At 72.3% G+C, this 14,562-nt stretch carries 10 protein-coding genes; 6 read left to right on the forward strand and 4 right to left on the reverse strand.

The features are described 5' to 3' along the window. Positions 1–58 precede the first annotated feature (58 nt). Entirely contained in the window at positions 59–3,166 is a 3,108-nt protein-coding gene (locus ACN28G_RS06660; RefSeq protein WP_421478706.1) for a M14 family zinc carboxypeptidase, read from the reverse strand. A 210-nt stretch (positions 3,167–3,376) separates the two neighbouring features. Between ACN28G_RS06660 and ACN28G_RS06665 the strand changes: the two genes are divergently transcribed. Then, the gene (locus tag ACN28G_RS06665) at positions 3,377–4,633 is read left to right on the forward strand and encodes a glycosyltransferase family 4 protein (protein ID WP_421478707.1); all 1,257 of its coding nucleotides are present in this window, start codon (positions 3,377–3,379) and stop codon (positions 4,631–4,633) included. Here the strand turns inward: ACN28G_RS06665 and ACN28G_RS06670 are convergent. The 3 genes from ACN28G_RS06670 to ACN28G_RS06680 all read right to left on the reverse strand — a co-directional run bounded on the left by ACN28G_RS06670 (position 4,586) and on the right by ACN28G_RS06680 (position 8,091). Further along, positions 4,586–5,944 carry a polysaccharide biosynthesis C-terminal domain-containing protein gene (locus ACN28G_RS06670; RefSeq protein WP_091436247.1) on the reverse strand — a complete coding sequence of 453 codons (1,359 nt, stop codon included), beginning with the start codon at positions 5,942–5,944 and terminating at the stop codon, positions 4,586–4,588. The two genes, ACN28G_RS06665 and ACN28G_RS06670, sit on opposite strands and share 48 nt — an antisense overlap. Continuing rightward, positions 5,941–7,146, reverse strand: a complete 1,206-nt coding sequence (locus ACN28G_RS06675) for a glycosyltransferase (RefSeq protein WP_175440498.1) — start codon at positions 7,144–7,146, stop codon at positions 5,941–5,943. Before ACN28G_RS06675 ends, ACN28G_RS06670 begins: the two co-directional genes overlap by 4 nt. 105 nt (positions 7,147–7,251) lie before the next feature. Beyond that, positions 7,252–8,091 carry an FkbM family methyltransferase gene (locus tag ACN28G_RS06680; RefSeq protein WP_091436251.1) on the reverse strand — a complete coding sequence of 280 codons (840 nt, stop codon included), beginning with the start codon at positions 8,089–8,091 and terminating at the stop codon, positions 7,252–7,254. A 186-nt stretch (positions 8,092–8,277) separates the two neighbouring features. Here ACN28G_RS06680 and ACN28G_RS06685 point away from each other — a divergent pair, with 186 nt between their 5' ends. The 5 genes from ACN28G_RS06685 to wecB all read left to right on the forward strand — a co-directional run bounded on the left by ACN28G_RS06685 (position 8,278) and on the right by wecB (position 14,224). Further along, entirely contained in the window at positions 8,278–9,360 is a 1,083-nt protein-coding gene (locus ACN28G_RS06685) for a glycosyltransferase family 4 protein (protein ID WP_421478708.1), read from the forward strand. A gap of 68 nt (positions 9,361–9,428) precedes the next feature. Beyond that, on the forward strand, positions 9,429–10,862 hold the full coding sequence (locus tag ACN28G_RS06690; protein ID WP_139135636.1) for a hypothetical protein: 1,434 nt from the start codon (positions 9,429–9,431) through the stop codon (positions 10,860–10,862). Positions 10,863–10,885: 23 nt separating this feature from the next. Then, positions 10,886–11,926, forward strand: a complete 1,041-nt coding sequence (locus ACN28G_RS06695) for a polysaccharide biosynthesis protein (protein WP_091436257.1) — start codon at positions 10,886–10,888, stop codon at positions 11,924–11,926. Then, positions 11,920–13,047 carry an NAD-dependent epimerase/dehydratase family protein gene (locus ACN28G_RS06700; protein WP_091436258.1) on the forward strand — a complete coding sequence of 376 codons (1,128 nt, stop codon included), beginning with the start codon at positions 11,920–11,922 and terminating at the stop codon, positions 13,045–13,047. Before ACN28G_RS06695 ends, ACN28G_RS06700 begins: the two co-directional genes overlap by 7 nt. Before the next feature lie 52 nt (positions 13,048–13,099). Next, the gene (gene wecB, locus ACN28G_RS06705) at positions 13,100–14,224 is read left to right on the forward strand and encodes a non-hydrolyzing UDP-N-acetylglucosamine 2-epimerase (RefSeq protein ID WP_091436260.1); all 1,125 of its coding nucleotides are present in this window, start codon (positions 13,100–13,102) and stop codon (positions 14,222–14,224) included. Positions 14,225–14,562: the final 338 nt, after the last annotated feature.

Here is a 14,562-nt window from a genome sequence, read left to right on the forward strand (position 1 = left end):
CGGGTCGTTCAACGGCGGGCGGTGCCCGCCCGGGGTGCCGTCAGGTTCGACGGCGGGGTCACCGGGCGGCTCCCTCCAGATGGGTCAGGGACCGGGCGACCAGATCGTCGCGGGCCGCCGGCGGCAACCCCTCCAGGCCGAACCCGAGGTAGACGGTGTCCGCGGTGACCACCGCCGAACCCTCCTCGAAGGCCTGCTGGCTGCGGGACCAGTCGGTGCTGTTGGGCGCGGTGCCCTCCGGCGGACCGGAGACCGTCCAACCGCCCAGGTCCTCGGTCTCGAAGGAGGTCTCCGCGACGGTGGCACCGTCCACGATCACCCGGGCGTCGTCGAGGAAGACGCCCAGCCCCTGGGTGGCCCAGTCGGAGACGTACGAGATGGCGACCTCGACCCGCTTGCCGGCGTACGCCGACAGGTCGATCGAGAACTCCTGCCACCCGTTGGACGTCCCGGTGACGGCGTGCCACTGACCGGTGCTGCCGGTCGGGGAGCAGTCGGCGCCCTGGTAGTGGCCGAGGAACGGGTGGATCTGGGCCACCCAGCCCGACTGGCAGCTCTCCCCGGTGGAGGTGGTGGTCCGCCCGCCGGCGTCGGGCAGGGTGGTCCAGTCGTCGGTGCCCACCTCGTGCGCCTCGACGATCATGAAGTCCCAGTCCGTCTCGATGTCGTACGAGGTCCAGAACCGCAGCTCACCGCTGCTGACCGAGGTCAGGTCGACAGTCCGGCTCAGCCGCTTGTACGCCTCGTCGGACTGCCCGCTGTGCAGGTACCACTGGCCGGTACGCGGATCGAACGGCGCCCCGCCGGGACGCTGCCAACCCAGCGGCGCGGAGCTTGCGAACTGCGGGAACTCGTCCGGCGGCAGGAAACTCGACGTGGTCAGGAAGGAAGCGGTGTGGTCCTGGTTGGCCGCCGAGCCCGGCGCGTTCAGCGTCCCGGAGAAGCCGGCGAAGGGCCCCGCCGAGCCGCTGACCGGGTACGGGTCACCGTCGGGCGAGGTGCCCCCGTCGCTCACGTAGTTGTACGCCCCCAGGTAGTACTGCTGGAAGTCGTTGAGCAACGGCAGACAGCTCGCGTCCGCCGGATCGGTGCACTCCGCCGGCGGCGTCGGCTGGTAGCCGTACGGGCCGTTGGCGGACTGGGCGTAGAGCGCGTACTTGCCGCTGAGCAGCAGCTTGCCGCCCTCGTTGAGGTAGTCCCGGACGAACAGCTCGGTCTCCGCCGCGGCCCGCGCCGCGGTGCCCGCGACCTGGCCGGGGGAGCGCGGGATGACGTCGTCCCCGGTCTCCCAGAGCACCGTGTCGTAGTGCGACAGCACGCCCAGGTGGTGCGGGGCCTTACGGCCGGCCGTGTCGAAGTCGTACACGTCGCTGGTGCGCCCGGCGGCGGTCAGCGACGCGGCCATCTCGTCGGCGTACTTCGCGCTGCTGCCCTCCTGGGTGGGGCTCAGACCGGTGACGTCCTCCACCGCCAGGATCAACACGTCACCGCCGATGTCGTCGTGCACCCGGTAGGTGAAGCGTTCGCTACCGACCACGCCGGTGCCCGGTTTGCGCCCGGAGAACCACACCTCGACCCGGTCACCGGGCTTGGTGCCGGTCACCCGGCCGCGCAGCTCGGCGTAGTAGTCGTCGTGGCTGCCGCCGTACCGCTCGCCGCCGCGCCATTCCTTGACCTCGACGCTCTTGGGGCGGCCACCGTTGACCACGAAGTGCATCTTGACGTTCTTCAGCGACCGCCGGGTGATCGCGGCGACCTGCTGGTTGCGACCGTACGAGGTGTCGAAGGCGTCCACCACGAAGTCCGGGGTGCTGCGCCCGACCACCGACACCGGCTCGTCCGGCTGCTTCGCGGACTTCGCCACGGCCAGCGCGAACGGCAGGTTCTTGGCCACCTCGGCGGCGATCAGCTTCTCGTCGTCGGGGAAGATGAACTCCGAGACGCAGTCCTCCGGCCGCCACTGGTCGTCCGGGTCGGACTCGGCCGCCGCCGTGCAGGTCGACATCTCCGGGGTGAAGCCGAGGGTGCCGTACTTGACGGTGGCGTAGCTGTCGGTGTCACCGTTGGTGGTGTACAGCTCCGCCGAGAGGTCCGGGTCGTAGCCGGGCACCGCCGGGTTGGCGTCGTCGCCGACCATCGCCTCGTAGATCACGTCGTCCGGGGTGGGGGTGGCCACCTGCCAGCCGACCCCGTAGAGCAGCAGCTGCGCGGCGGAGTGGTAGTTGACCAGGAACTCGAAACCGACCCGCTTGAAGAACCGGTCCAGCGCCTTGGTCTCCGGCTCCGAGTTCGGCGACGGACCCCGGTAGGTCTCACTGGCCGGGTCGGGCGAGGAGCCCTCGTTGTCGTAGCCCCACTTGTAGTCGAAGTTGCGGTTGAGGTCGACACCGTCGACGGAGGTGATCTGACCGTCGCCGTCGTTGTCCCGCAGGTTCTTGCGCCACAGCCGGTTGCCCGGGGTGAAGGTGTGGTCGTACCCGTCGGGGTTGAGCACCGGCAGGAACCACAGCTCGGTGGTGTTGACCAGCCGGGTGATCTCCTGGTTCTTGCCGTAGTTGTCGAGCACGTGGTGCATCAGCCGGCGGTTCATCTCCGGGGTGATCCACTCCCGGGCGTGCTGGGTGCCGGCGTAGAGCACCGAGGGCCGCGCGCCGTCGGCGAGGGTCTGCGCGTCCTTGGTGACCTTGAGCGCCAGGATCGGCTTGCCCTGCACCGAGCGGCCGATGGTCTCCACCTTGGTCAGCTTCGGGTAGCGGGCCGCGGTGGCGGTGATCTCGTCCCGGATGCCGCCCGGCTCGCTGTAGGACCGGAACGCCTTCCAGCCCGCTGCGGCCTGTTCCCGCAGCGCCTGCGAGGCGGCCTTGCCGCGGACCTTCTTCACCTGCAGCCGGACGCCCTGGGCCGCCAGGCGTTGCGCCTGACGCCCGCTCAACACCGTCTCGATCTCGGTGTTGCCGGAGCGGTCGGTGGCACCGTGGTCGTGACCCAGGTCCGCGCCGGTGGCCCGCAGTTTCTCCAACTGCTGCGGGTTCACCGTGCCGACGTACACCTCCAGGCTGTCGTGGCCGCCCGGCGCGGCCGTTGGCTTCGCGTTCGCCGGTGCGGTCAGCACCAGCGCGCCGACCAGAGTGAACACACTGGCGATCGCCAGCCGTGTGCGCCTCATCCCGCCCCCTGTCGTTCAAGGATCGATCACTGCCCGCGAGCCTTCTGCCCGACGTGATTCATGTCAATAGCTGGATCGGTTACCCGGCGGTCACCGCGTCGTTGCACCCTCCGGACGAATGACGGAGGTCGTCGAGCGTTCCCCGGGTGCCGGCGGCACCGCCGCCTCCGCCGACCCGGCGGTCCGGGATCGCGAGGGAGGGTGCGGCGGATGTCGACCGAACAGAACAGCCGGATCGCGTTGCTCGGGTTCACCGTGCCCGACGACGCCCTGGCCCGGGCCCTGGCGACCGACGCCCTCGACGCCACCCAGACGCACACCTTCGCCTGGGGGCTGACGCACGGCCTGCGGGAGGCCGGCTGCCCGGTGTGGCTGTTGTCGGTGCCGCCGGTGTCGACCTACCCGGGCAACCGCCGGATCCGGTTCTCCGCGGCCGGCTTCCAGCAGGACGGGGTCGAGGGGCAACTGCTGGGCTTCGTCAACCTGCCGGTGGTCAAGTTCGTCACCCGGCTCGCCTCCGCGCTGTGGCACGGCCGGCGGGTGCTGCGCCGGCGGCGTCCCGACGTCCTGCTCGTGCACGGGGTCCACGCGCCGTTCCTCTGGTGCGGCCTGCTGCTGGCCCGTCGGCACCGGATCGCCGTGGTGCCGGTGCTCACCGATCCGCCCGGCCTGGCGCAGCCCGGCGATCCCACCGTGGTCCGGCTGGTCCGCCGGGTCAACGCGGCACTGGTCTGCGCGGCGCTGCGCCGCTGTGCGGGGGTGATCGCGCTTACCCGTCCGCTGGCCGAGGACTTCGCACCGGGACGACCCCACCTGATCATGGAGGGGATCTTCACCCCACCGGCCGCCGTCGCCGCGCCACCGGCCGCCGACGGTCGGCGGGAGATCGTGTACGCCGGCCGGCTGAGCCGGGCGTACGGCGTGGACCGGCTGGTGGAGGCGTTCCGGGCGTTGCCGGGGCAGGAGTTGGCGCTGCGCCTGTACGGCCGGGGCGACCTGGAGCCGTGGCTGCGCGAGCAGGCCGTCCGGGACCCCCGGATCGCCGAGCCGGAGCTGCTGGAGCGGGCCCACCTGGCGCCCCGGCTGGCCCGGGCGGCGGTCCTGGTCAACCCGCGCCCGGTCGACCAGGACTTCGTGCCGTACTCGTTCCCCTCCAAGATCATCGAGTATCTCGCCGCCGGGACACCCGTGGTGACCACCCGGCTGCCCGGCATCCCGGACGACTACCGGCCGTACCTGATCCTCGCCGACACCGACGACGCGGCCGGTCTGACCGCGGCAATGCGGCGGGCGCTGGAACTGGCCCCGGAGCGGGCCACCGCCCTGACCGCCGCCGGCCGGAGCTTCGTCACCGAGACCCGGGACCGCCGCGCCCAGGGCCGGCGGATGGCCGCCTTCCTCGACTCACTCACCCGACGCTCAGCGCGCCCGGACCGGCTGGTCGACGTGCTCGGCGCCGACCGCTGACCGGCGGTGCCGGCCCACCCCGCCCGGCTCCGACGGACGCCGCCGCCGAAGCGGACCGGCCCGCACCGCCGCGACCACCACCAGGACGCCGACGGTCAGCACCTCCGCCACCGTGGTCGCGCCGGCCGCACCTGCCGGTCCCCACGTGGGCACCAGCACCAGCAGCCCGATCCCCGTCAGCCCGGCGGTCAGCACCGTCAGCCGGGTGGCCGCCCGGTAGTCCCCGTCGGCGATCCGGCGCAGCCCGACCGCCCGGCTCGCGGTCAGGAAGGGCAACGCCACGGCCAGCAGCTGCAGCCAGTGCGTCGACTCCGGCTCGGTCAGGCCGAGCAGCCCGGTGCTGAGCCAGGGCGCCCAGTACAGGCCACCCACCGCCGCCAGCACGGCCGCCGCGACCATCAGCGCCTCGCCCTCCCGGCCGCCGGAGTTGCGGAAGGCGGCCTGCCGGGTACGGACCCGGGCGGCCATCGGCACCCGCAGCCCCTGGTACAGCACGGCCACCAGCGCCACGTAGACGTTGTAGACCGCGCCGTAGGTGCCCACCACGTGCGGGCTGGCGACCGTGGACAGGGCCACCCCACCGGCCCGTCCGGTGAACACCTCGGCCAGGTTGTAGGCCATCAGCTGCCGGTTCATCCCGAAGGCGGCGACCGCCGAGCGCATCGACAACCGGTGCCAGAGCGGGCCACGGCCGGCGGCACCCCGGCTGACCAGGGCCTCCCCGGCCACCAGTTGCCCCACCGCGCCGACGGCCAGGGCCATGGTCAACGGCACCCCGGTGAGCAGCAGCACCAGGGCCGCCACCTTGGGCGCCGTGGTGACCACCGCGGCGGTGCCGAACCGCAGCCGCCGGGCCAGGTCACCGAGGTACAGCTCGCCGAGGTTGTTGCCGATCGCCACCACCGCGCTGGTGGCCAGGGCGGGCACGCCGTACCCCCGGGTGGCGAAGACCGTGGTGACGCCCACCGCGCTGAGCGCCATCACCGGCAGGACGATCAACAGCCGGTGGCTGCGTACCGCCTGCCGCTGCCGGTCGTCGCCGGTCAGGTACAACAGGGACGCGCCACCGGCGAGCAGGACCGTCACCACCGCCAGGGCCGACAGCATCACCGTGTAGGCGGCGATCTCGCCGGTCTGACCGGCCCGCGCGCTCAGCGCGAGGATGCCCGCGTTGAGCAGCCCGCCCAGCAGGCTGGCCAGCGCCGCGACCACGGTCTGCCCGCGTACCCCGCCCGGTGCCTGGCGGTCACCCGGATCGACCTGCCCGGTGCCGAGGGAGCGGAACCGACCCCGGCGGTGGTGTGGACTCACCTGGTCCCGGGCGAGGCCGCGGGCACCGGTTCGGAGGTCGTCGCCCCGGCGGGGAGCGCACCCTGACGCAGCCGGAGCCGGTCGAGGACGTTCGGCCCGTCCACACTGCTCCGCCAGGTGCGGTAGGCCGCTCCGGCGGCACGTCGGGCGTCGTGGCGGGCGGTGGCCGAACGGCCCAGCAGCCGGTCGATCTCCCGCGCCCACGCCTGTGGCGTCAGCTCCCGGATCACCGTCCCACCGCCGGCGGCCAACACCGGACCCCAGGGCGTGCGGTCGGAACAGAGGACCGGACACGACGCGGAGAGACTTTCCGCGATGACGTGCCCGAAGTTCTCGCCGAGCGTCGGCATCAGGAAGGCGTCGTACCTGGCGAAGGTCTCCCGGACCACCTCGGGTCGGAGCTCACCGTGGTAACGCAGGTCGACGTGGGCGGGCAGCCCGGCGATCAGCCGGCGACACCGGGCCCAGTACGCGGCGTCCTCGACCGGCCCGTACAGATCCACCGAGACCGGGGCGCCGACCAGCGCCAACGCCTCCACCAGCAGGGCCACGTTCTTGCTGGGCAGGATGCGGCCGACGAAGACCAGGCGGGGCACGCCGTGGTGCGGTGCCGCCTCGATCGGCTCGGCGGGCAGCGCCACCTGCACCGGGCTGACCTCGATGCGGGCCCACGGGAAGACCGCGGCGATCCGGGTCGCCTCCAGCGGGGAGGTCGCGTGCCAGGCCACGTCGGCGCGGTGCCTGAGCAGCCGCCCCCACCACCAGAGGAAACATCGCTTCTTCAACGGTCTCCGGGACAGGCACGCGGGCTCGAACTCCCCCCGGGGGGCGATCACCAGCCGGGTCGACCGGACGAGACCGTACCGGGCGGCGAGGACCAGGGCGATGGAGTACGTCGCGAACATCCCGTTGGCGTACAGCAGGTCGAAGTGGCCCTGCCGCAGCGCCCGCCACAGCGCCCACCACTGGCCGGGCCGGCGCGGGCACAGGTAGAAGATCCGGGCCCGGCCGCGCGTCACCCACCGCCCGGAGAGCCCCGGGTACGGCTCCCGCGCACCCAGGTCACGGTCACCGGTCACCATGGTCACCGAGGTCTGCTCCGAGCAGGTGTCGAGGATCCGGGCGATGGACCGGACCGGTCCACCGGCCCGGAACCCCGGTTCGAAGAAGTTGTACGTGGTGAGCACGCGGAAGGGCGCCACGGCGGTGTCGCGCCCCCCGGGGTCGTCGCCCGCGCCGGGCGGACAGTCGGCCATGCCCGGTCAACGAGCAGCGGCCGACGGCGGTGACGGTGCCGCCCGAGGCCGCTACCGGAGGCCGGGGCGGACCGCGAACAGGTCGGCGCCGTACCCGGACGCGTCGGTGGGCCGCAGCCGGCCCTGGTCGTCCGGGCGGAGCAGGTGGTAGCCGTGTCCCCGCAGCAGGTCCGCCAGCGGGGCCCGGGTCTCGCCGAAGAGCAGTTCGCTCTGCTCGTTCCACTCCAGCTGCAGCACGTCGATCCGGTGCTCGCGCAGGGCCCGTGCGGCACCGGCGAGCACCATCCGCTCGGCCCCCTCGACGTCGATCTTGATACCGGCGGCCCGGTCGTCACCGAGCAACTCGTCCAGGGTGCGGACCTCGACCAGGGTGCCGGATTCCTCATCCGGCGGCAGCAGGTGGTTGGTGGTGTCCCGGCCGCTGGTCAACCGCAGCCGGCCGGGCTCCGCCGCCAGCGCGCACTGCTGGACCTCGATCTGGTCCTGCAGGTCGTTGAGGGCGATGTTGTGCCGGAGCCGCTCCACGGCACCCGGATCCGGTTCGACCGCGATCACCCGGGCACCGGCCTCGGCGGCCCAGAGACTGTACGTCCCGGCGTTGCTGCCCACGTCCACGAAGAGGTCGCCGGGGCCCAGGAGCGCCTTCCACGCCTGCATCTCCGGCCAGTCCGGCGGGTTGGCGTAGAGCACCTTGGACGCGCCGTGCTGGTGCAGGTGCACCCACATCCGGTTGTGCTCGCCGATCGGGGTGAGCGCGGGGCGGCCGGTCAACCGGGCCCGCAGCTGGAAGGCGGTGGCCCGGGCGAGACTGGCCACCCGGTGCCGACGGTTGGCCGGGTGCGTCCAGATGTAGCGCACCACCTTCCGGCTGTCCTCGAGCGCGCTGGTCATCGGGTTTCTCCTGTCGCCGCTGGCCTGGTCAGGTGCCGTACCCACGGCTAACGACGACGCACCGGCCGTCGTGACGCTTTCGTTACACACCGGAGTGTCGGTCGTTGACCCGGATACCGGACGCGTACCGGAGCCGCCCACCAGCCGAGGAAACCCTCGGCGCGTCGCCGAAGGGTCCGCTGGAGCATGTTCCTGTTCGTTCTGCAGTGTCCGACCCCGCACCACACCCCCCTGTTCGACCGCCTGCACGCCGAGTGGCCGGGCCGGGTGCACGTCTACTACCGGTTCGACCGGGAGGAGCAGACCCGGGGTTGGGGCGACCAGCGGCCCCGGCACCCGTACACCGTCCTGACCAACCCGTCGGGTCGCCGGGCCCTGCTGCGGTCGCTGTCCGCCCCGACGCTGGAAGTGGTCTGCCTGTTCGGCTACCGGGGGTGGGCGCACATCCTGTCCGCGCTGACCGCCCGGGTCCGCCGGATTCCGTTGATCGTCAGGTGCGACAGCAATGTGCGGGCGGAACTGGCCCGCCCGCCGCTGCGGCGCTGGCTCAAGCGGCACTACCTGCGTGGGTTGCTCGGCCAGCCGGAGATCTGGGCGGTCGGTTCGGCGAACGCCGCGTACTGGCGCCTGCTGGGCTTCGACCGGCTGCAGCTGGTCCCGTTCGCCCTGCCCGAGCTGCCCCGGGGCGCGGAGCAGGCCGCGGCGCTGCGCGTCGGGTGGGAGCTGACCGACCGTTTCGTGTTCGGCTACGTCGGCCGGCTGGAGGAACTCAAGGGGGTCACCGACCTGCTCGCCGCGTTCGACCTGGTACGGAACCGGCTGCCGGCCGGCTCGGTCGGGCTGGTGCTGGTCGGTACCGGGTCGTTGACCGCGTCGGTCACCGCCCACGTGGCGCGGCGGCCGGCCGACTGCCGTTTCCTCGGACCGGTCGCCCACGACCGGCTGGGCGCGGTCTACGCCGCCGCGGACGTGGTGGTGGTCCCGTCCCGGTGGGAGCCGTGGGGGCTGGTGGTCAACGAGGCGCTCGGTCTCGGTACCCCGGTCGTCGCCTCCGACGAGGTGGCCGCCGCCGACGACCTGGTCGCTGCCGGCAACGGCCGCCGCTTCCCGGCCGGTGACGTCGGCGGGCTCGCCGAGGCCATGCTGGCCGAGTACCGCCTGGGCGCACGGCGGCTGCCCCGGCTGGTCGCCGCGGACACCGCCGGCATGATGGCCCGCCGGCTGCGACACCTGGTTTCCGAGGAGGCACCGGCCGACGCGCCGGTCTGAACGAGCCGGCCCGAACCCACGAACCCGCACGGCGCACGACGCCGCACTCACGAGAAGGTTCTCCTGTCATGCCAGATGTTCCCTCGGTGCTCCTGCTCGCCGGGCTGATCGCCCTCGGTGGTCTCGTGGAAGGGGTCCGCCGGTCCCGGCGGGCCGGACCGGTCGACCTGTTCCACCCGCTGATCTTCGGATCGGGGTACGTGGCCGCGGTCTGCCTCGTGCCCTGTGCCTGGTTCTGGACGGCCCCGGCCCGCGAGGCGGCCCGGGTGCCGATCCCGCTCGCCGACCTCTCGCCGGACACCCCCGCGCTGATGGCGCTGGCCGTGGTCGGGTTCACCCTCGGCTGCGCGGTGCCGTTCGCGGCCCGCACCACCGCCTCGGTGCGGTCGGTCGATCCGGGCCGGCTCCTGCTGGTGGGCCGGTTGCTGCTGCTGTTGCCGTTGGCCCTGGCGTGCTGGGGAGTCGTCAGCGGCGCGGTACGGGCCTACGGCTCGGCGCCGGCCGGCCTCGGGATCCACTCGTTCAACATCGTCCGGGACCTGGTCGCCCCGGTCGCGGTCGTGTTGATCCTGTCGGCGCGGCTGCGGGCGGGCCAGCGGCTCTTCTCCCCGCTCGACGGGGCGCTCGTCGCCGGGTACGTGGTGCTGGTCGGGCTGACCGGGGAACGCGGGGCGGCGCTGACCGTGATGATCGCGGTGCTGGTCTTCCTCACCCGGACCCCGGGCGGCACGGTACGGGCCGGGCTGGGTTTCCTGGCCGTGGCCGGTTTCGTCGTCGGGGTGGTGCTGTACCGCAACGCGGCGAACGGAACCCCGGGCTCGTCGGTGGTGGGCATGACGGTGCTGGACTCCGTCCCGTTGACCGTCACCACCGGCGTGATCGCCGAGCGGGTCACCGGCGACCAGGTGCTCGACGGTGCCACCATCCTGGCCGGCGTGCTACGCCTGCTGCCGGGCTTCCTCAGCCGGTCGCTGTTCGGCCCGCCGACCGACACCGGGGTGGCGAAGTTCCGGGAGATCGCCGAACAGAACGGCGACCTGGGTTGGAACTTCAGCCTGCCGGCGGAGGGCGCGCTCAACTTCGGCGCGGTCGGGGTCTTCCTCCTGCCGTTCCTGGTGGGTCTGCTGCTCGCCTTCCTGTACGCCCGCTTCGACGCCCGGGGCAGCCGGGTCGGCCAGCTGTTCTATGTGCTCGCCGTCGCCTCGTTGCCGGTGGTCTTCCGCACCGACGCCCAGTCCGCCCTCAAGGTCCTGCTGTACCCGGCCGCCCTGCTGGCGATGATCTGCCTGGGGATGTCGCTGGCCCAGCGGCACCGGACCGGTGGGCCGCAGGCGGCCGGGGCCGGCGGAGGGACGCTGCGGCAGACCGAGGGACGGAGTGCGGAAGTTAGTCCGATTTCTACCATTTCCCACTACTTGCCGGTCAGGTGGGTCGTTGAGTTGGGCAGGGCCCTCCAGGTCACCCGGCGACGCCGGGTGCCGGCACCGGGGCCCCGCCCGTGAGTCAACCCCGAACAGGAGCATCTGTGAGCGCTGTACCTGCCGGCAGCCGGGTCCTGATCACCGGAGGCACCGGATCCTTCGGCCAGACGATGACCCGTCGCCTGCTCACCCACGACGTCGCCGAGGTCCGGGTGTTCAGTCGGGACGAGGCCAAACAGGACGCGATGCGCCGCGTGGTGGCCGACGACCGGGTGCGCTACCACGTCGGCGACGTGCGGGACTTCGACTCGGTGTACCGGGCCACCCGGGACGTCGACTACGTCTTCCACGCCGCGGCGCTCAAACAGGTGCCGTCCTGCGAGTTCTTCCCGCTGGAGGCGGTCCGGACCAACATCCTGGGCAGCACGAACGTCATCGAGGCCGCCGACCGCAACGGGGTCGCCTCGGTGGTTCTGCTCAGCACCGACAAGGCCGTCCATCCGATCAACGCGATGGGGATGAGCAAGGCCCTGATGGAGAAGACCGCCCAGGCGTACGCCCGGAACAACCCGGCCAGCCGTACCGTCGTCTCCTGCGTCCGCTACGGCAACGTCATGTACTCGCGCGGCTCGGTCATCCCGCTCTTCGTCGAGCAGATCAAGGCCGGCCGTGCCCCGACCGTCACCGACCCGCAGATGACCCGCTTCCTGATGTCCCTGGCCGAGTCCGTGGAACTGGTCGAACACGCCTTCCAGTACGCCCGGCCCGGCGACATCTTCGTCAACAAGGCCGCCGCGAGCACCGTCGGCGACCTGGCCGAGGCGATCTGCCAGCTCTTCGACGTACCCACCAAGTTCGAGACGATCGGGGTACGCCACGGCGAGAAGCAGCACGAGACCCTGGCCAGTCCGGAGGAGTTGGCCCAGGCCGACGACTTCGGCGAGTTCTACCGGGTGCCGATCGACGCCCGGGACCTCAACTACGCGCTCTACGTCACCGAGGGGGAGTTGGGCGGCCGGTCGGTCGACGAGTTCAACTCCGCCAACGCGCGGCGGCTGACCGTACCCGAGATCGTGGAGCTGCTGCAGACGCTGCCGGAGATCCGGGCGGAGCTGGGCGCCCGCGACGCGGTGCTGGCATGCTGAGGCTGGCCGTCACCGGGGCGAACGGCTTCCTCGGCTGGCACGTGCGGGTGCTGGCCCGGGTGCTCGGCTGGCCCGAACCGGTGCTGATCGACCGGGCCGACCTTTCCGACGAGTCCCGCCTGGCGGCCCGCCTCGACGGCGTCGACCGGGTGCTGCACCTGGCCGGGGTCAACCGGGGGAACCCGGTGGACGTCGCCGCCGGCAACGTCGAGCTGGCCGCCGCGCTGGTCCGGGGCCTGCGCCGGTGCGCCACCGCACCCGCCACCGTGGTCTTCGCCAACTCGGTGCAGGCCGGCAACGGCACGCCCTACGGCGACTCGAAGGCCGTCGCGGCGGCGACCCTGATGGCGGCCCGGCCGGACCTGGTCGACCTGCGACTGCCCAACCTGTACGGCGAACACGGCCGCGCCTACCACAACTCCGTCGTGGCCACCTTCTGCCGGCTGCTCGCCGAGGGACACGTACCCGAGGTGCAGGAGGACCGCGCGATGGCACTGGCCCACGTCACCGACGCCGCCGCCCTGCTGCTCGGGGTCCCGGCCGGCGGCTCGTGGGACCCGGAGCTGCCGATGCTGCACCTCGGGGTCGCCGACCTGGCCGAGCGGTTGACCGGCTGGGCCGACACCTACCGCACCGGCGAGATCCCGCCGCTGGCCGACCGGCACGACATGCGGCTGTTCAACACCTACCGCTCGCACTGCTTCCCGGCGCACTACCCGATCCCGCTGGCCCGCCGCGCCGACGAACGCGGCGAACTGGTCGAGACGGTCCGGATGCACGGCGGCACCGGCCAGACCTTCTGCTCCACCACCCGCCCCGGCGCCACCCGCGGCGAACACTTCCACCTGGTCAAGATGGAACGGTTCGTGGTGCTGCGCGGCACCGCCGAGATCAGCCTGCGGCGCGTCGGCGACGACCGGGTGCTGCGCTTCGCGGTCAGCGGCCGGGAACCGGTGATCGTCGACATGCCGACCATGTGGGCGCACAAGCTGGTGAACACCGGCACCGAGGACCTGGTCACCCTCTTCTGGACCAACGAACTGTTCGACCCGGCCCGCCCGGACACCTACCGTGAGCCGGTCGAGGCCGACCGGGCCGCCCCGGTGGCGGTTCCCGCGTGAACGTGCGGATCTCCGCAGCCGTCCCGGTCGCCCCGACCCGAGGAGGAACGACATGACCCGGGTGATGACCGTGGTCGGTACCCGACCCGAGATCATTCGACTGTCCCGGGTGATCGCCCGGCTCGACGAGACCGTCGACCACCTGCTCGTGCACACCGGGCAGAACTGGGACAGCACCCTGTCCGAGATCTTCTTCACCGAGCTGCGGGTCCGCCGCCCGGACCGGTTCCTGCGGGTCGACACCTCCTCGCTGGGCCGGGTGCTCGGCGGCGTGCTGGTCGGCATGGAGGAGGCGCTCACCGAGCTGCGCCCCGACGCGCTGCTGGTGCTCGGCGACACCAACAGCTGCATCGCCGCACTGATGGCCCGCCGGATGCGGATACCCGTGTACCACATGGAGGCCGGCAACCGGTGCTTCGACCTGAACGTGCCGGAGGAGACCAACCGGCGGCTGGTCGACCACATCGCCGACTTCAACCTGGTCTACACCGAACACGCCCGCCGCAACCTGCTCGCCGAGGGCCTGCACCCGCGCCGCATCCTGCACACCGGCTCACCGATGCGCGAGGTCCTGGCCCACCACGCCGGCGAGATCGCCGCCTCCCGGGTGCTCGACCGACTCGACCTCACCCCCGGCCGGTACGTCGTGGTCAGCGCGCACCGGGAGGAGAACGTCGACCACCCCGACCGGCTGCGTCGACTGCTCGACTGCCTCGGCGCGGTCCGCGACCGGTGGGGGCTCCCGGTGCTGGTCTCCACCCACCCGCGCACCCGCAAGCGGCTGGAGTCGCTCGCACCGGACGCGTCCACCCTGGACGGCATCGCCTTCCACGAGCCGTTCGGGCTGCTCGACTACGTCCACCTGCAGACCCGGGCCTACTGCACCCTCTCCGACAGCGGCACGATCAGCGAGGAGTCGGCCATCCTCGGCTTCCCCGCGGTGACCCTGCGGGAGTCCATCGAACGCCCGGAGGCGCTGGACGCCGGCGGCATCATCATGACCGGCCTCGACCCGGCCGGCGTGGTCGAGGCGATCGAGGTCACCGTCGCCCAGGTCACCGCCGACGGGGTGCCCTGCCCGGCCGACTACCAGGTGACCGACACCTCCCGCCGGGTGGTCGACTTCATCCTCTCCACCGTCCGCCGCCACCACGCCTGGGCCGGCATCCGCACCTGAGACGCGGCCTAGCGTTTCCCCCGGCCCGGTACACCCGAGCGCCCGACCGGCCGGCGACAGTTTCCTTGTTCTGGTGGTCTGGCAGGCGTGGAAGGTTCGCCCAGCTCGCCAACCCGGTCGCCACCACCAGTGGTTCCGCATTGTCTGGACGCGTCCAGCGCTGATGCTGATCGCCTCCCCTGGTGGCTTCGAGGGCGGGAACGACTCCGCACGGGCCCGGCTGGATGTTGATCGACTCGGTTGGGCCGATATGGCGGTATCAAACCGCCTCGGACCCAGCCGTATCAGCTCAACCGAGTCGATCAACACCCAGTCCTGGGACGCCTCGGCTGGCGGGT

The sequence above is a fragment of the Micromonospora sp. WMMA1923 genome, from assembly GCF_049179195.1.
Lineage (GTDB): Bacteria > Actinomycetota > Actinomycetes > Mycobacteriales > Micromonosporaceae > Micromonospora > Micromonospora yangpuensis.